This window comes from Streptomyces sp. NPDC101393, assembly GCF_044767385.1.
Lineage (GTDB): Bacteria > Actinomycetota > Actinomycetes > Streptomycetales > Streptomycetaceae > Streptomyces.
Window position 1 is genome coordinate 17,534 of sequence record NZ_JBIWNU010000004.1, and the last position, 17,781, is coordinate 35,314.

12 protein-coding genes and 1 pseudogene are annotated in these 17,781 nt (G+C 71.9%); 9 read left to right on the top strand and 4 right to left on the bottom strand.

Annotation, left to right across the window (positions count from 1 at the left end; translation table 11 throughout):
- Positions 1-36 precede the first annotated feature (36 nt).
- From ACIRQ7_RS13575 to ACIRQ7_RS13600, 6 genes are all read left to right on the top strand, one after another.
- On the top strand, positions 37-2,958 hold the full coding sequence (locus ACIRQ7_RS13575; protein WP_404262347.1) for a leucine--tRNA ligase: 2,922 nt from the start codon (positions 37-39) through the stop codon (positions 2,956-2,958).
- 194 nt (positions 2,959-3,152) lie between these two features.
- On the top strand, positions 3,153-3,923 hold the full coding sequence (locus ACIRQ7_RS13580; protein ID WP_404262349.1) for a hypothetical protein: 771 nt from the start codon (positions 3,153-3,155) through the stop codon (positions 3,921-3,923).
- Between the two features lie 198 nt (positions 3,924-4,121).
- The gene (locus ACIRQ7_RS13585; protein ID WP_404262350.1) at positions 4,122-4,967 is read left to right on the top strand and encodes a DegV family protein; all 846 of its coding nucleotides are present in this window, start codon (positions 4,122-4,124) and stop codon (positions 4,965-4,967) included.
- 835 nt (positions 4,968-5,802) lie between these two features.
- Positions 5,803-6,564 carry a helix-hairpin-helix domain-containing protein gene (locus tag ACIRQ7_RS13590; protein WP_404262351.1) on the top strand — a complete coding sequence of 254 codons (762 nt, stop codon included), beginning with the start codon at positions 5,803-5,805 and terminating at the stop codon, positions 6,562-6,564.
- On the top strand, positions 6,561-9,737 hold the full coding sequence (locus ACIRQ7_RS13595) for a ComEC/Rec2 family competence protein (protein WP_404262352.1): 3,177 nt from the start codon (positions 6,561-6,563) through the stop codon (positions 9,735-9,737). Before ACIRQ7_RS13590 ends, ACIRQ7_RS13595 begins: the two co-directional genes overlap by 4 nt.
- Entirely contained in the window at positions 9,737-10,555 is an 819-nt protein-coding gene (locus ACIRQ7_RS13600; RefSeq protein ID WP_404262353.1) for an arylamine N-acetyltransferase, read from the top strand. Before ACIRQ7_RS13595 ends, ACIRQ7_RS13600 begins: the two co-directional genes overlap by 1 nt.
- 172 nt (positions 10,556-10,727) lie before the next feature.
- Here the strand turns inward: ACIRQ7_RS13600 and ACIRQ7_RS13605 are convergent.
- Positions 10,728-11,687: pseudogene (locus tag ACIRQ7_RS13605) on the bottom strand (helix-turn-helix transcriptional regulator); the annotation flags it as partial.
- A gap of 105 nt (positions 11,688-11,792) precedes the next feature.
- Between ACIRQ7_RS13605 and ACIRQ7_RS13610 the strand changes: the two are divergent.
- On the top strand, positions 11,793-12,212 hold the full coding sequence (locus ACIRQ7_RS13610) for a DUF3224 domain-containing protein (protein WP_404262354.1): 420 nt from the start codon (positions 11,793-11,795) through the stop codon (positions 12,210-12,212).
- 236 nt (positions 12,213-12,448) lie between these two features.
- Here ACIRQ7_RS13610 and ACIRQ7_RS13615 read toward each other — a convergent pair whose 3' ends face one another.
- The gene (locus tag ACIRQ7_RS13615) at positions 12,449-12,703 is read right to left on the bottom strand and encodes a hypothetical protein (RefSeq protein WP_401471551.1); all 255 of its coding nucleotides are present in this window, start codon (positions 12,701-12,703) and stop codon (positions 12,449-12,451) included.
- 169 nt (positions 12,704-12,872) lie between these two features.
- On the opposite strand from ACIRQ7_RS13615, the gene holA reads away from it, so the two are divergent.
- Positions 12,873-13,859, top strand: coding sequence for a DNA polymerase III subunit delta (holA, locus tag ACIRQ7_RS13620; RefSeq protein WP_404262356.1), 987 nt, complete (start codon positions 12,873-12,875; stop codon positions 13,857-13,859).
- A gap of 96 nt (positions 13,860-13,955) precedes the next feature.
- Here the strand turns inward: holA and ACIRQ7_RS13625 are convergent, their stop codons facing one another.
- Positions 13,956-14,825, bottom strand: a complete 870-nt coding sequence (locus ACIRQ7_RS13625; RefSeq protein WP_404262357.1) for a hypothetical protein — start codon at positions 14,823-14,825, stop codon at positions 13,956-13,958.
- Between the two features lie 382 nt (positions 14,826-15,207).
- Positions 15,208-15,474, bottom strand: coding sequence for a 30S ribosomal protein S20 (gene rpsT, locus ACIRQ7_RS13630; RefSeq protein ID WP_401471560.1), 267 nt, complete (start codon positions 15,472-15,474; stop codon positions 15,208-15,210).
- A 216-nt stretch (positions 15,475-15,690) separates the two neighbouring features.
- On the opposite strand from rpsT, the gene lepA reads away from it, so the two are divergent.
- Positions 15,691-17,565, top strand: a complete 1,875-nt coding sequence (gene lepA, locus ACIRQ7_RS13635; protein ID WP_404262359.1) for a translation elongation factor 4 — start codon at positions 15,691-15,693, stop codon at positions 17,563-17,565.
- Positions 17,566-17,781 lie beyond the last annotated feature (216 nt).

The following is a 17,781-nucleotide window of genomic DNA, read 5'->3' on the forward strand; positions in this document are numbered from 1 at the left end:
CCGCAGGCAGAGACGATCGATGGAGCTTTGAGGACGATGAGCGAGACGACCACCTCCCCCGCTGCTGACGGCGCGGGCGGTGCCCCCACCGAAGTGGCAGCGCCGCACCGCTATACGGCCGCGCTGGCCGCCGACATCGAAGCACGCTGGCAGGCCTTCTGGGAGCAGGACGGGACCTACGAGGCCCCCAACCCCAGCGGCGACCTGGCGGGTGATGCCGCGCTGGTGGCGCGTCCCAAGAAGTTCATCATGGACATGTTCCCGTACCCGTCGGGGTCCGGGCTGCACGTCGGCCACCCGCTGGGCTTCATCGCCACCGACGTCTACGCCCGCCACCAGCGCATGACCGGCCACAACGTGCTGCACACGCTGGGCTTTGACGCCTTCGGCCTGCCCGCCGAGCAGTACGCCGTGCAGACCGGCACGCACCCCCGGGTCTCCACCGAGGCCAACATCGTGAACATGCGGCGCCAGCTGCGCCGCCTGGGCCTGGGCCACGACCAGCGCCGCTCGGTCGAAACGATCGACCCCGCGTACTACAAGTGGACCCAGTGGATCTTCCTGCAGATCTTCAACTCCTGGTACGACCCGGAGGCGGACGCCGCACGCCCGATCGGCACCCTGATCGCGCAGTTCGAGGCGGGCAGCCGGCAGACGCCCGACGGCCGCGACTGGGCGGCGCTGAGCAACGCCGAGCGGGCCGAGGTCCTGGGTGAATACCGTCTGGCGTACGCCTCGGACGCGCCGGTCAACTGGTGCCCCGGCCTGGGCACGGTCCTGGCCAACGAAGAGGTCACCGCCGACGGGCGCTCCGAGCGCGGCAACTACCCGGTCTTCAAGGCCAAGCTGCGCCAGTGGAACATGCGCATCACCGCCTACGCCGACCGTCTGCTGAACGACCTGGACGCGCTGGACTGGCCCGAGGCCATCAAGCTGCAGCAGCGCAACTGGATCGGTCGTTCCGAGGGCGCCCGCGTCGACTTCCCCGTGGGCGACGACAAGATCACCGTCTTCACCACCCGCCAGGACACCCTGTTCGGCGCCACGTACATGGTGCTGGCCCCGGAGCACGAGCTGGTCGCGGGCGCCGAGGACGGCGCCGGCTCGATCGTGCCGGCCGCCTGGCCCGAGGGCACGCACGACGTGTGGACCGGCGGGCACGCCACTCCCGGTGAGGCCGTCGCCGCCTACCGCAAGCAGGCGGCCGCCAAGTCGGACGTCGAGCGGCAGGCCGAGGCCAAGGACAAGACCGGCGTCTTCACCGGCGCGTACGCGACCAACCCGGTCAGCGGCGAGCAGGTCCCGGTCTTCATCGCCGACTACGTCCTGATGGGCTACGGCACCGGCGCGATCATGGCCGTCCCGGCACACGACAGCCGCGACTTCGCCTTTGCCCGCGCCTTCGAGCTGCCGATGCGCTGCGTCGTCGAGCCGTCGGACGACCGCGGCACCGACGCCTCGACCTGGGACGATGCCTTCGGCTCGTACGACGCGAAGATCGTCAACTCGTCCGGTGGGTCGCTGTCGCTGGACGGCCTGGGCGTGGTCGCGGCCAAGGAGAAGATCACCGACTGGCTGGCCGCCGCCGGTATCGGCGAGGGCACCGTCAACTTCCGGCTGCGCGACTGGCTGTTCAGCCGGCAGCGCTACTGGGGCGAGCCCTTCCCGATCGTCTACGACGAGGACGGCGTGGCGCACGCGCTGCCCGAGTCGATGCTGCCGCTGGAGCTGCCCGAGGTCGACGACTACTCGCCGCGCACCTTCGACGCCGACGACGCCGACACCCAGCCGGAGACCCCGCTGTCCCGCAACGCGGACTGGGTCAACGTCGAGCTGGACCTGGGGGACGGTGCGGGCGTCAAGCGCTACCGCCGCGAGACCAACACCATGCCCAACTGGGCGGGTTCGTGCTGGTACGAGATGCGCTACCTGGACCCGAACAATTCCGAGGCGCTGGTCGACCCGGGCATCGAGCAGTACTGGATGGGCCCGCGCGACGGTCAGCCGGCCGGTGGCGTCGACCTGTACGTGGGCGGCGCGGAGCACGCCGTACTGCACCTGCTGTACGCCCGCTTCTGGTCCAAGGTGCTGCACGACCTGGGTCACGTCGCGTCCTCCGAGCCCTTCCACAAGCTGTACAACCAGGGCATGATCCAGGCCTTCGTCTACCGGGACAGCCGCGGAATCGCCGTCCCGGCCACCGAGGTCGAGGAGCGCGACGGCGCCTACTACCACCAGGGCGAGAAGGTCAGCCGGGTCCTGGGCAAGATGGGCAAGTCCCTGAAGAACGCCGTCACCCCGGACGAGATCTGCGCCGAATACGGCGCGGACACGCTGCGGCTGTACGAGATGGCGATGGGCCCGCTGGACGTGTCCCGCCCGTGGGACACCCGCGCCGTCGTCGGCCAGTACCGCCTGCTGCAGCGCCTGTGGCGCAACATCGTGGACGAGGCGACCGGCGAGGTCACCGTTGTCGACACCGAGCCCGACGAGGCCGCCCTGCGCGCCCTGCACAAGGCGATCGACGGCGTCACCCAGGACATGGCGAACCTGCGCTTCAACACCGCCATCGCCAAGGTGACCGAGCTGAACAACCACCTGACCAAGGTGGGCGGCCCGCTGTCGCGCTCGGTCGCGGAGCGGCTGGTGCTGCTGGTCGCCCCGCTGGCGCCGCACATCGCCGAGGAGCTGTGGCGCAAGCTGGGCCACAGCGGCACCGTGGTGCACGCCGACTTCCCGGTGGCCGACCCGGCGTACGTCGTGGACGAGACCGTGACCTGCGTCGTGCAGATCAAGGGCAAGGTCAAGGCCCGGCTGGAGGTCGCCCCGTCGATCTCCGACGCGGACCTGGAGACGGCCGCGCTGGCCGAGCCCGCCGTGGTGGCGGCGCTGGACGGCGCGGGCATCCGCAAGGTGATCGTGCGCGCACCGAAGCTGGTCAACATCGTGCCCGCGTAATCGGTCGGCGTCAGCGCCGGGGCAGGCGCGGGGGCGCATCCCCCCGTCGGCGGGGCTGCGGCCGCGAGTAGGTGCTTTCCCCTACGGGCAGGTTGGGGGTTCGAATGGAACCCCTGGCCTGCCCGAGCCGTTTACCGTTGAGGTACAGGGCGCGGGTGAGGAACCGGCGCCGCCGACACCGCTGGGGAGAGCCCATGGAAGCCGTATTCGCGATCCTCGCGCTGCTCTTCGTGCTGTTCGTCGCGGCCGGGGTGTTCGTCACCGTGAAGGCCGTCCGGGTGGCCAAGCGGGGCGTCGACCGTACGGTCGCCCAGGCCCGCAGAACCGTCGAGGACACCGGTCTGCGCGCCCGCCAGTTCGGCCAGCCCGGAGTGGTCGGCGAGCTGGCCCAGCTGCGGCTGTCGCTGCGCACCTCCATGCGCGCCACCCAGGAGGTGCTGCGCACCGGCTCCCCGGAGGACGCCTCGCTCAGCGAGGCCGACGCCCTCTTCCAGCGGCTCAGCGCCCACGGCCACGAGCTGGACGCCGAACTCAAGCGCCTGGAGCGGGAGCCCGACCGCGCGTCCATCGCGGCCCTCCTGCCCGACCTGCGCGAACGCACCGAGCGCATCACGCACTCCGCGGAATCTCTCCGGTGGGCGGCGCGCGACCGCGCCCGCAAGTTCGCCGAGGACGACCTGTCAGCGCTCAGCGACCAGATCGACCTGGAGGCGGGGGCGCTGCGCCACTGGACCCGGGAGCCGGAGCGCGGGGCGGCCGGCGAGCCGGCGACGGACGGCGCCGCACGTCCCGCTGCCGACGGGTCTTCGGGTGCCGGAGCGCGGCCGGCCGGTGCGGTCGACAACCCGTACTCCTGGGGCCCGCCGGCCGAGGAAGCACCGGCGTCGGCGATCACCGCCGGCGACCCGCGGACCCGGCCGTCCTACCCTTGGCAGAAGTCCTCGCGGCCCGAGAGCACGACCTGAGGGCCGCCCTGAGGCACGGCTCGCGAGCACGGTCTGAGAGCATCCGCACGGGAGCCCGCGGCGTGGTGGCCGGAGCGTCCGGGCAAGCGTGTGGACAGTGGAGGCAGAGGCTCTTGGCGGAGCCTTGGCCATACCGGGAGGATCTTGAGGAGGGGCCCGCACTGTCGGGCGTGGGCAACCCCGGATAACCTCCCAGTCATGTCCCGCCATGTCGCGATCGTCACCGATTCCACGGCCTACCTGCCGCGGACGGCGATCGAACGCCACCGCATCACGGCCGTACCACTGACCGTCGTCCTGGGGGACCAGGCCCTGGAAGAGGGCACCGAGATCTCCGCGAGATCCGTCGCCCAGGCGCTCCAGAAGCGCCGGTCCGTGACCACCTCCCGGCCCAGCCCCGAGGCGTTCGCGGACACCTACCGGGCGGTCGCGGCGTCCGGCGCGACCGGCATCGTCTCGCTCCACCTCTCCTCGGAGTTCTCCGGCACCTACGACGCCGCGGTACTCGCGGCCAAGGAAGCCCCGGTGCCCGTACGTGTCGTGGACACCGGCATGGTCGCGATGGCCCTCGGGTTCTGCGCCCTCGCAGCGGCGGAGACGGCGGAGGCCGGTGGGGACATCGACGAGGCGGTGGCCGCGGCGGAGAAGCGCGCGGCCGGCACCTCGGCCTACTTCTACGTCGACACGCTCGACTATCTGCGGCGCGGCGGGCGGATCGGCGCCGCCCAGGCGCTGCTGGGCTCGGCGCTCGCCGTGAAGCCGATCCTCCAACTGGCCGACGGGCGGATCGAACTTCTGGAGAAGGTCCGTACGGCGTCCAAGGCCATCGCGCGGCTTGAGGAGATCGCCGAGGAGCGGGCGGGGGAGGGGCAGGTCGACATCGCGGTGCATCATCTCGCGGCGGCGGAACGCGCGGACGCGCTGGCCCAGCGGCTCAGGGAGCGGGTGCCCGGACTGCACGAGCTGCATGTGAGCGAGGTGGGCGCGGTGATCGGCGCGCACACCGGGCCGGGACTGCTGGGGGCTGTGGTGTCACCGCGTTGAACGGGTCTGCCGGGCGTCCTGTGGGTGACGGAGTTATCCACAATGGGCCGGTCGTCCACGGAAATTGAGTGCGCTCGGCGGGATCCGCGCGAGGTGCTTACGGTCAGTTGCCATGACGACTCGAACCGTTCCGACAGCGCCCTCCGCTCCCTCCGCCGACTCTGACCCGCCGGCTCTCTTCGCTCCGCGCGTGGGCTCTGTTCGGCCTGCTCCGGACCGTGTTGATGAGGCGCGGGTGGCCGGGGCCGGCTCGCCTGCCCGTGGCCGGGCGCGAGGACCGAGGCCTCGCAGCGGGCCTGGGGCGCGGCGTGCCGACCGGCGCCAGGGCGAGGCGGACGCCTTACGGGTGCGGGCAGCGGCCCTCTTCGACGCCGCCGGGGCCACCGGTGCGACGGCCCCGGGCCCGGCGACCCTGCCGCCCGATGCAACGGAACCTCCCCGGCGCCGCCAGGATCCCCCGAGGTCCCAGGGAGATGACCGGTCGAGTACATGGGAAGGCGGCGGTCCGCCGGGTCCCCGGGAGGACGCTCCGTGGAATCCCCGGGAAGGCGCCCCACGGAGTCCGCAGCCGGGCGACCCACCGAGTCCTGGGGCGAGTCCTGGGGCGAGCCCTGGGCCGAGTGCTGGGGCGAGCCCTGGGCCGAGTCCTGGGGAAGGCGCCCCACCGAGTGTCCGGGACGCCCCAACCCGTCTCAACGAAGGCACCCCGCCGAGTCCGAGGGCCTCACCGCGTTCTTGGGAGGGTCTGCCAGGCCCTTCTCGCGATCGGGCGGGCCCGCCCGAGGATGCCCCCTGGGGCGGTCCGGCCCGGCGCTGGGAGCGTGCGCGGCTGGCGGTGCGCGAACGCCTCCCGCTGTGGGTGCAGTTACGGTGCGGCACCGACCCGAAGGCACTTGCCGCCCTGGCTCTGGTGCTCGTGGTGGCCGTCGGCTTCGCCGTCCAGCACTTCTGGGCCGCGGGCCCCGAGCCGGTACGCGCCCCGGTGGCCGACCGCGGGGCAGGGGATCCTCACCGCAACTTCCCTCCCTCTTCGGCCGCTTCCTCGCAGCCGTCATCGCTGCCGCCGCCCGCGGGGGCGCCGGGCGGCGGGCAGGGCGGAGCGGGACGGCAACTGGTCATCGATGTCACGGGCAAGGTCCGCCGCCCGGGAATTCACCGGCTTCCCGCCGGCTCCCGGGTCACCGATGCGCTGCAGGCCGCCGGCGGTGTGCTGCGGGGTGCGAGCGTCAGGGGACTGAATCGAGCCCGCCTGCTGGCCGACGGTGAACAGATCGTGGTCGGGGGTGAAGGGACGGGAGCGGGGGCGGCCGGCCCGGGGGCCGATGCCGGTGACGGGGCCGCCGGCGGTACGGCGAACGGGCCGTCGGGCGCTGGGGCCGGCCCGGGAGGGCAGGGCGGTCCGAGCGGTCCGGTGAGCCTCAGCACGGCGACCGAGCAGCAACTCGACACCCTGCCCGGGGTGGGCCCTGTCCTGGCCCGGCACATCATCGAATTCCGCAACCAGCACGGCGGGTTCACGTCGGTGGACCAGCTCCGTCAGGTGACCGGCATCGGCGACCGACGGTTCGCCGACCTGCGGCCGCTGGTGCAGCCGTGACCACGACCCGCGCCGCGTCCGGCGCTACGCACCGTGCCACGGTGCACGCCACCGCCCCGTCACCGCACGGCGCCTCCGATCCCCACCAGGAAGGCCCCGCCGACCTCCGGCTCGTCGCGCCCGCGCTCGCCGCCTGGGCGGCTGCCGCGATCGGGCTGGGCGCGCCGGGAGAGGCGGTGGCGGTGGCCTGTGCCCTGGCCCTCGTCCTGGCGGCTCTCGCGTGGGGTGCGGCCGTGGCGCGCCGCCGAACGGAGCGGAGGGAGGGGGCGAGTGAACCGCAGCCTGGCCCCGGCTCTGGTCCTGGTCCCGGCCCCGTGCGGCTTCGTGGGCCTCGTCTTTGGTCGGCCGGTGCGCTGGTGGCCGTGGCGGCGGTGCTGCTGTGCGCGGCGGCGGGGGCGGCATCATCGGCGCTGCACGCGGCGGATCTGCGGCGTGGCCCGCTGCCCGCCTGGGCCCAGCGGTATGCCCAGGTGACGGTGGAGCTGGAGGTGACCGGTGATCCACGCGTGACCCGCCCGAAGGTGCGGGGGTCCCAACGGACGCCCCCGTCATTGGTGTTCACGGCCGACGCCCTTCGCGTCACCACGCCGGACGGCGCCGTCACTTCCGTCCGTACCCCGGCCCTGGTCGTCGTACAGCACCACGGCAGGGAGGCGAAGAAGGACGGCAAGGAGCGCGGGAGCGGAGACGAGCAGAGGAGCGGAGACGGGCAGTGGGGCGGGGAGGAGCAGAGCGGCAACGACGCGAGGGGGGAGGGAGAGGAGAAGAGGGGCGTCGGCAAGGAGAGAGGCGGTGGATCTTCCCAGGGGGCGACGAATGGCTCGCAGGAGGTGCCGCGAAAGTCCGGAGGTGAGGCGCTCCGTGGGTCGTCCGCGGCGTGGCGCGGCTTGCTGCCGTCGACCCGTATCCGGGTGGTGGCCCGTGCCGCGCCACCGATGTCGCCGTCCGATCAGGTTGCCTCGGTCTTACGGGTCAGCGCGGAGGGTGCACCGCGCAAGACCGGTGCGCCATCGGCCCTCCAACGGATGGCCGGCAGCCTGCGCGCCGGCCTCCGCTCGGCCACCGACGGCCTGCGCCCCGACGCCCGTGCGCTGCTGCCCGGCCTTGTCGTCGGTGACACCTCACGGGTGCCGCCCGACCTCGACGACGCCTTTCGGGCCACCGACCTGACCCACCTGCTCGCCGTGTCCGGGAGCAATCTGACGATCGTGCTCGCCCTGTTGATCGGCCCGCCCCATCTCGCGTCCCGCGCCGAACGACGGGGACTGGCACCGCGCCTGCGCCTGTCACTGCGCGGTACGGCAGTCATCGGTGGCGGCCTCGCGCTGGCCTTCGTGGTCGTGTGCCGCCCGGACCCGAGCGTGCTGCGGGCCGCGGCTTGCGGGCTGATCACCTTGCTCGCGATCGGCACGGGACGCCGCCGCACGCTGCTGCCCGCGCTCGCGGCCGCCGTTCTGCTGCTGGTGCTCTACGACCCCTGGCTCGCCCGCAGTTACGGATTTCTGCTCTCCGTACTGGCAACGGGGGCGCTCTTGTTGCTCGCGCCCCGCTGGAGTGCCGCCCTTCAGCGCCGCCGGGTACCGCCCCGGATCGCCGAGGTGATCGCCGCCGCTGCCGCGGCACAGGCGGTCTGCGCACCCGTCGTCGCGATGATCGCCGCCCGGGTCGGCCTGGTCGCGGTGCCGTGCAATCTGCTGGCCGAACTGGCCGTCGCGCCCGCCACCGTCCTGGGCTTCGCCGCCCTGGCCGTCGCCCCGGCCGCGGCCCCCGTGGCCCAGGCGCTCGCGTGGTGTGCGGGCTGGCCGGCCGAGTGGATCGCCGGCATTGCCCATACGGGATCGGCGCTGCCGGGTGCGGACCTCGGGTGGCCCGGCGGGCTGATGGGCGGGCTGCTGCTGGCGGCCGCGACCCTCGCCCTGGCGACGGTGGGCCGCCGGCTGCTCCGCCGCCCCTGGCTGAGCGCGCTGTGCGCCTTGGCGCTGGTCCTGGCGATCTGGCGCCCCGCTCCGTTCACCCGCGTTCTCACCGGTTGGCCACCACCCGGCTGGCGGGCCGTGGTCTGTGACGTCGGGCAGGGGGACGGCCTGGTCCTGGCGGCGGGCGACGGCACGGCGCTGGTCGTGGACACCGGGCCCGAGCCCCGCGCCATCGACCGCTGCCTCACCGACCTCGGTGTGCGCCGTATCCCGCTTCTCGTGCTCACGCACTTCCACGCCGACCACGTGGACGGTCTTCCTGGCGTGCTGCGGGGCCGTGCGGTCGGCGCGATCGAGACCACGACACTCCAAGAGCCTGCGGGGCAGGCCGAGTTCGTTCATGGCCAGGCCGCTGCCGCACGCGTGCCGGTCATCCGTGCCACACCGGGGGAGCGGCGCCACCTGGGCCCGCTGACCTGGGAGGTCCTCTGGCCACCGGCACCCGAGCCCACGACCCCCGGATCCCCCGGGGCCCCTGGCTCCGCCCTCCCGCCGCCCGCCGATCACGGTCCGAACGACGCCAGCGTCACGCTGCTCGTTCATACGGGCGGGCTCACCCTCCTTCTGCTCGGCGACCTCGAACCACCGGCCCAGCAGGCACTGTTGGCCGCGCACCCGGAGCTGGGCCCCGTCGACGTCCTCAAGGTGGCGCACCACGGATCCGGCTATCAGGACCCAGGACTGCTACGCAGAGTGGCTCCGCGCCTGGCGCTGATCTCCACGGGGGCGGACAACCCGTACGGCCACCCGGCGCCGCGCACCGTCACCGCGCTGCGTGCCCAGGGCGCACAGGTGCTGCGCACCGACACCGACGGCGCCCTCGCGGTCCTGGGCACCCCCGACCGGCTGTCCACGACAACCCGAGGCCACCGCTCCGGCAGCCGGCCGGCCTCCCACCGCCCCATGGGCCGTCGCCCCACCGAGCGTCGCCCTATGGCCCGTCGCCCAGCCGCCCGTCGCCCCACGGCCCGTCGCCCAGCCGCTCGTCCACCCATAGCCCGTCGCTCCACGGGCCCCTCGCCGCCCCACGGGCCCCGTACCCTCACGGGCCCCTCGCCGCCTCGCCCCTCGCCGCCCCGCCCGTCGCCGTTCCGGCCCTGGCGGCCGTACGCGGATAAGAGACCCACCGCTGGCCGTGTCCGGCTCCAGGGCGGATTCCCGGCACATAGACTCCGGACGATGAGGACACTCCGCTGATGGACACCGCCGCCGCCGACGCCTACCTGGAGCGGATCGAGGCCAACCGCCCCGCGTTCCCGGATGCCGATGCGCTCCGCATCCTGCAGCTGAGCCATCTGCGTGCCGTGCCGTTCGAGAATCTCGCCATCCACCTCGGCGAGGAGATCGTGCTCGCGGAGCAGCCGTTGCTGGACAAGATCGTCGGCGCCCGGCGCGGCGGCTTCTGCTATGAACTCAACGGCGCGTTCGCCGCGCTGCTCGGTGCCCTCGGTTATGACGTCGAGCTGCTGTCCGCCCGCGTCTTCGGCCCCGACGGCCTCGGCATCCCGTACGACCACCTCGCGCTGCGCGTACGGACCCCCGATGGACCGCTGCTGACCGATGTCGGCTTCGGCAAGCACAGCCATTACCCGCTGAGGCTGGACAGCCGTTCCGATCAGACCGATCCGGGCGGGGTCTTCCGTATCGAGGAGGCTCCCGCGGCGGCACCCGGCCGCGAGGGCAGCCGCGAAGGCGACGTCCACGGCCACGGCGATCTGGATGTCTACCGTGACGGCGTCGCGCAGTACCGCCTCGAACAACGGCCGCGTGTGCTCGCCGACTTCAGGGCGGGCTGCTGGTGGCACCGCACCTCGCCCGCGTCCCATTTCACGCAGAGCCTGATCTGTTCACGGCTGACGGAGACGGGACGGATCACCCTGTCCGGACGCACCCTCGTGAGCACCGGGGCCGACGGCACCCGCGACGAGCGTGAGCTCGGTGCTGACGAGGTCCTCCCCGCCTACCTCGACCACTTCGGCATCACGCTGGACCGGGAGCCCCGGCCGGCCCCGTGACGCCCGCCCCGCCACGGCCCACTCCCTCCTCAACTACCGCGCCACCAACGGTTGTGCCTGCCGCGCCATCAACTGCCTCGCGACCCCCTGAGATGCCTCCATCTGCCGCGCCGGCAACGGCTTTGCCTACTGCGGCACCAACCGCCCCGTCCTCAACTGGCCCGCCGCTGCCCGCGTACCGGTGCGCCAGTACGGTCACGGTCTCGGTCATGGCCTTCCGCAGGTCGGGCGGACCGAGCACCTCCGCCTCGGCGCCGAGGCGCAGCAGGTCGCTGACAGCGACGGCCGGCGCCTCGACCGGCATCTCCACCTGTACCCAGCCCTGAGGGTCCGGCGGTCCGGCGTCCGCGAGGGCACGCGAGCCCGCCGCTCCGAACTGCGCGGGAAGCAGCCGCTGCGCGAGCGGTGAGATCCGCAGGAGAGCGGTTCCCTGATGCAGCGCGGCTTCCAGACGACGTGAGGATTCCTCCCAGTAGGCAGCCAGATCGAATCCGGCCGGCCGCTCGAATCCTTCCCCGGTGGTGGCCAGATCCAGAACGCGCGATATCCGATACGTCCGCACGGCCTCTTCCGCCAGCGCCACCAGATACCAGATGCCGCCTTTGAGCACGATGCCGAGCGGGTGCAGCTCGCGGTGTACCTCACCGCCCCAACGCCGGTAGTGGACACGCAGCACACGCTGTTCCCACACCGCCTCGGCAACGGGCGCCAAGTGCGGAACCGGGTCGGCGGCCCGGAACCACGCCGGTGCGTCCAGGTGGAAGCGGTCCTGAATACGCCGTGCCCGGTCGGCCAGTTGGGCGGGAAGAGCGGCCTGCAACTTGAGTTGGGCGGTCGCCAGCACCGCGCCGAGGCCCAGCTCCTGTGCCGGTCCCGGCACTCCGGCGAGGAAGAGTGACCCGGCCTCGGAGTCGGTGAGACCGGTCAGCCGCGTGCGGTAGCCGTCCATCAGGCGATAGCCGCCCGCGGGACCGCGATCCGCGTGGACCGGGACGCCCGACGAGCTGAGCGCCTCGATGTCCCGGTAGACGGTACGGACGGACACCTCCAGTTCGGCGGCGAGTTCAGGGGCGGTCATCCGCCCGCGGTTCTGGAGCAGCAGGAGCAGGGACAGAAGCCGGTCGGCACGCATGAGAGCCATTGTCCTTTCCGTACCTGACAGGAGGTGTCAGGTACGGGGTGCAGGCTTGTCCCGTGCCGTACGGAAGAGACCGGCCGGCCGATCGAGAGGAACTCCATGACTCCCCTGCCCGCGCGCACCACCGCCGGCCACTTCACGTTCGCCAACTGGGAGGAGCGCAGTGTCACCCCGGACGACGCGACTCCGAAACTCGCCCATGCCTCCGTCACCAACGCCTTCTCCGGCGGCATCACGGCCGCGGCGACGACCTGCGAGTACAGCATCGTCTACGTCTCGGAGAAGACCGGCACTTTCACCGGCATGCAGGTGCTGACCGGCAGTCTCGACGGGCGCGAGGGCACCTTCGCCGTCGAGGAGCGAGGGTGGTTCGACCCCGACGGGGCGGTGCACTGCACCTTCGAGGTCGTACCGGAATCAGGGGCCGGCGCCCTGGCCACGCTCAGCGGAGCCGGCAGCTACACCGCCAAGCCCGGCGAACCGTCCGTCCCGTACACCTTCGACTACCAACTGGACTGAGCATCGCGCCCGAACTGACCACCCCGCCCGAACCGGTCACTACACCGGGGCAGGCCGCCGCACCGGCGCCAACCACCACACCCGCGCCGGCTCCTACGCCCGGACTGACCCCCACGCCCGAACTGGCCACGCCCCACCCGGGCCGACGTACGGAGCCTGGCAGGTTCCTCTTCCGGAGCCGAGGGGACATCGGCCTCGGCTGGTCCATCACGAACGCCGGCTCCCGGCCCGCTCGCTCACTCCGCCTCGCGCCAGCCCTCGTACTCCGCCGCGAGGCCGTCCAGCCGGGCCGGGTCGTAGGCGGCGGCCGGGTCCTCGACCACCACCAGCCACTGCGCGTCCTCGGCGTCGTCCTCGCCGGCCAGCGCGTCGCGCAGGAGCTGCGGCTCCTCGGTGACGCCGAACCGCTCGGACAGCGCCTCGGCCACCTCCTCCGCCGCATCGCGGTCGGGGAGTACGAGTACGTGTCGCAGGTGTTGTGCATCGCTCACTCGGCCATTGTCCGGTAGCGGGAGCGTCGTCCGGGCACCGGGCCGGGCGGTGTATCCAGGGGGCGGGAAGGTCCGCCCGTCATGCCGGGCGGCCCCGGGCGCTGTGTGCGGGGCCGGGCCCGCGGCTCGCGGGCCGGACTGTCAGTGGGGCGTGGGATGCTGTTCCGCGATGGCCAGGAAGACAGCACACGACGACCCCCTCGCCCCCGTCACGCTCGCGGTGGGCCAGGAAGACCTGCTGCTGGACCGCGCCGTGCAGCAGGTGGTGGCGGCCGCCCGCGCGGCCGACGCCGACACCGACGTGCGCGACCTCACCTCGGATCAGCTGCAGCCCGGCACCCTCGCCGAGCTGACCAGCCCCTCGCTCTTCGCCGAGCGCAAGGTCGTGGTGGTGCGCAATGCCCAGGATCTGTCCGCGGACACCATCAAGGACGTGAAGGGCTATCTCGGCGCGCCAGCCGAGGAGATCACGCTCGTGCTGCTGCATGCCGGCGGAGCCAAGGGCAAGGGCCTGCTGGACGCCGCCCGTAAGGCCGGTGCGCGGGAGGTGGCCTGCCCCAAGATGACGAAGCCGGCCGACCGGCTGTCGTTCGTGCGCGCCGAGTTCCGCGCGATGGGGCGCTCCGCGACACCGGAGGCCTGCCAGGCGCTGGTCGATGCCATCGGCAGCGATCTGCGCGAGCTGGCTTCGGCCTGTTCGCAGCTGACCGCCGATATCGAGGGCACGATCGACGAGGCCGTCGTCGCGCGCTACTACACGGGCCGGGCGGAGGCGTCGAGCTTCACGGTCGCCGACCGCGCCGTGGAGGGGCGGGCAGCGGAAGCACTGGAGGCGTTGCGCTGGGCGATGTCGACCGGAGTCGCCCCCGTCATGATCACCAGCGCGCTGGCGCAGGGCGTCCGCGCCATCGGCAAGCTGGCGTCCGCTCCGCGCGGCGCCCGCCCCGGCGACCTCGCCCGCGATCTGGGCATGCCGCCCTGGAAGATCGACCGGGTCCGGCAGCAGATGCGCGGCTGGTCGGCGGACGGGGTCGCGACGGCGCTGATCGCGGTGGCCGCGGCCGACGCGGGCGTCAAGGGCGGCGGGGACGATCCTGAGTACGCACTGGAGAAGGCCGTCGTGGCCATCGCCCGCGCGGCCCGCTCCTCCCGCTGAGGCAGGACCCCGCCACCCGGCATGATCCACAAGGGGCCCCGGGCCCGGCGCGGAAGATCAGGACCGCTCAGCCCCCAGGGACTGAGCGGGCGTGCCCTAGCGCAGCCGCCTGAGGGTCTCCGTCGCGCTGCTCTTCAGCATCGTCGCGACCTCCTCCGAGCTCGGCTGCTTGCCGGCGCTGCTGGAGGCGTAACTGGACCACGTCGACTGGTACGTCATCCAGCCGTCGCGGACGCCGAGGATCACATACGAGCCGCTACTGCTGCTGCCCTCGTCCTTCCGCGTCACGAGGTAGGCCTCGTCGCCGAGACCCGAGACGGACTCGACGCGGTAGTCGACCGAGGTGTCCTGCTTTTCGTAGGCGCGGTAGCCGTCGCCGAACTCCGGCCCCGGGTCGCTCTTCTTGTGCAGGGTGGCGGTGTTGTAGACGAGCGTCGAGGAGTAGTCGGAGCTGCTCGCGGTCTTCTGCTCCAGCGAGATGTTGCACCACATGGAGTCGAGCGAGGGCTGCTGCGATCCACTGTGCTGCGGGTTGGGGTCCTTCGCTGCCGTGCCGGTGTTCTGCTTCGTGCGGTAGTCGGCGTTCTCGAAGGGCGTCATCGAGGTGTCCGCGCACAGGTCACTGGTATAGGAGTAGCCGGCGAGGTCCGGACTGGCCTCGGAGCCGCCGAAGCCTCCGGTGGCGAACATCACGGACGCCCACATCGCGGAGGCGGCGAACGCGCCGCCGACCGCCCACAGCCAACCGGACGCGCCCCGGCCTCCCGAGCCGCCCGGAGCGCCCGGCGCCCCTGCGGGCGCGCCCGGAACACCCGGTGCCGGATAGCCGTACCCGCCGGGAGGCCCGTGCGGAGCTCCCTGCGGCGGGCCCTGCTGGGCGTACGGATTCTGCTGCGCGGGCACCTGGCCGTAGGGGTTGGGCTGTGGTTGCGCGTAGGGATTGTGCTGTTCCCCCGATATCGACATGGCGGCAGAATATCGGACCCCGCCGACAACGAACCCCGTCGTGCGGCGCTGGAACCCTGGTCATGGCCCTGCCGAGATGCCCCACGCCCGACACCCTCAACAGGGGCCCCACCCTTCCCGGGGGATCCCCGTCAGCGGACGCCGTACATCGGTGCCGCATGACGAAAGGCCCCGCCTGCCCCGGGGAAGGGGCAAAGGCGGGGCCTTCGCATCAAGCGTTCGCGGCTCCTCGGCGGGATTCCGCCGGCCGAGCCGGGTGCGCCGCACCCGCGTGGCGAACGCAGGCCGTGTGCGGCGCGGTGTGCACCGTCAGGGAGCGGAGAGAGGGGCCGCTGGGTCCCTGCCGGCAGGGGTGTTACGGGGTGGTGCAGTAGTCGAAGGTTCAGGCCTGGAGGCCGGAAACCTTCTTGGCCAGCGCCGACTTCTTGTTGGCGGCGGCGTTCTTGTGGATGACACCCTTGCTGACGGCCTTGTCGAGCGTCTTGGCAGCGGCGGCCTGTGCGGCGGTGGCCTTCTGCAGGTCACCGGCCTCCACGGCCTCGCGGGTGCGACGGATCGCGGTCTTCAGAGTGGACTTGACAGCCTTGTTGCGCTGACGAGCCTTCTCGTTGGTCTTGATCCGCTTCATCTGGGACTTGATGTTCGCCACGAAAGAGCCTTTTCAGGTTCGTTGGAGTTTCGAATTGCGCCGCGCACTGGAAAGAGGGCACGAAGCGCAGTGGACCAGGCTACCAGCAGGGCGTTCGACGCCCCAAACCGGCCCGGGACGGCCGTACCGAACCGGACCGGGGCCCGCGCTCATGGGACCATGGGCAGGACCTCGGATTCGAGTCCCGCCTACCCGCGTTCACTGAATGGACCCTGCGTGCCCGCGACACCTACGAACGTGCCGGAGCCGAGCCGTACAAACCCGGCTCTCCTCCGTAACTTCTGCATCATCGCGCACATCGACCACGGCAAGTCGACGCTCGCCGACCGGATGCTCCAGCTGACCGGTGTCGTCGACCAGCGGCAGATGCGCGCGCAGTACCTCGACCGCATGGACATCGAGCGCGAGCGTGGCATCACGATCAAGTCCCAGGCGGTCCGGCTGCCCTGGGCCCCCTCGGAGGGCGAGGAGGACAGTGGCACGACCCACATCCTCAACATGATCGACACCCCGGGCCACGTCGACTTCACCTACGAGGTGTCCCGCTCGCTCGCCGCGTGCGAGGGCTGCATCCTCCTGGTCGACGCAGCTCAGGGGATCGAGGCCCAGACTCTCGCCAACCTCTACCTGGCGATGGAGAACGACCTCACGATCATTCCCGTCCTCAACAAGATCGACCTGCCGGCCGCACAGCCCGAGAAGTTCGCCGCGGAGCTGGCGAACCTCGTCGGCTGCGAGCCCGAGGACGTGCTGCGGGTGTCCGCCAAGACGGGCGTCGGTGTGGCCGAGCTGCTGGACAAGGTGGTGCGCGAGGTCCCCGCCCCGGTCGGCGTGAAGGACGCGCCCGCCCGCGCGATGATCTTCGACTCGGTCTACGACGCGTACCGGGGTGTCGTGACGTATGTGAAGGTCGTCGACGGCACGCTGAACAGGCGTGAGCGCATCCGGATGATGTCCACCGGCGCCACCCACGAGCTGCTGGAGATCGGCACCAACTCCCCGGAGATGAAGGCCGCCGACGGCCTGTCCGTGGGTGAGGTGGGCTATCTCATCACCGGTGTGAAGGACGTCCGCCAGTCCAAGGTCGGTGACACCATCACCACCCTCAACCAGGGTGCGACCGAGGCGCTGGGCGGCTACAAGGACCCCAAGCCGATGGTGTTCTCGGGGCTGTACCCGCTGGACGGGTCGGACTACCCGGAGCTGCGCGAGGCGCTGGACAAGCTCCAGCTCAACGACGCCGCGCTGGTCTACGAGCCGGAGACCTCCGCGGCCCTCGGCTTCGGCTTCCGCGTCGGCTTCCTCGGCCTGCTGCACCTGGAGGTCGTCCGCGAGCGCCTGGAGCGTGAGTTCGGGCTCGACCTGATCGCCACCGCGCCGAACGTCGTCTACCGCGTGGACATGGAGGACGGCGCCGAGCACATCGTCACCAACCCCAGCGAGTTCCCGACCGGCAAGATCGACAAGGTGCACGAGCCGGTCGTCCGGGCGACGCTCCTGGCGCCGAGCGAGTTCATCGGCTCGATCATGGAGCTGTGCCAGAACCGCCGCGGTGTGCTGCTCGGCATGGACTACCTCTCCGAGGACCGGGTCGAGATCCGCTACACCCTGCCGCTCGCCGAGGTCGTCTTCGACTTCTTCGACGCCCTCAAGTCCAAGACGCGCGGCTACGCCTCGCTGGATTACGAGCCCACCGGCGAGCAGGCCGCCGACCTGGTGAAGGTCGACATCCTGCTGCACGGCGACAAGGTCGACGCGTTCTCCGCGATCACGCACAGGGACAAGGCGTACGCGTACGGCGTGCGGCTGGTCGCCAAGCTGCGCGAGCTGATCCCGCGGCAGGCCTTCGAGATCCCGGTCCAGGCCGCCATCGGCAGCCGGGTCATCTCCCGCGAGACCATTCGTGCCATCCGCAAGGACGTGCTCGCCAAGTGCTACGGCGGCGACATCTCCCGTAAGCGGAAGCTGCTGGAGAAGCAGAAGGAAGGCAAGAAGCGGATGAAGATGGTCGGCAGCGTCGAGGTGCCGCAGGAGGCCTTCATCGCGGTGCTGTCCTCGGACTCCGACGGCGAAGCGAAGTCGAAGAAGTAGGACGCCGGCGGCCGCGGTGCGCGGCGGCCGTTTCCGAGCGTCCGGTCAGGGCGCCGGCTCCCGTGGGGGCCGGCGCCCTGTCGGCTGTCCGGGTGGGTGTCGGAGCAAATGCGGAGCGTGGCGTTCCGGGGTCGGGCGGTTCGTGACACGGTCTCTGGCCTGGGAATTCGCGGTGTGCGCGGCTCTCGGGCGGGTAGCGATCATGCTATGTACACC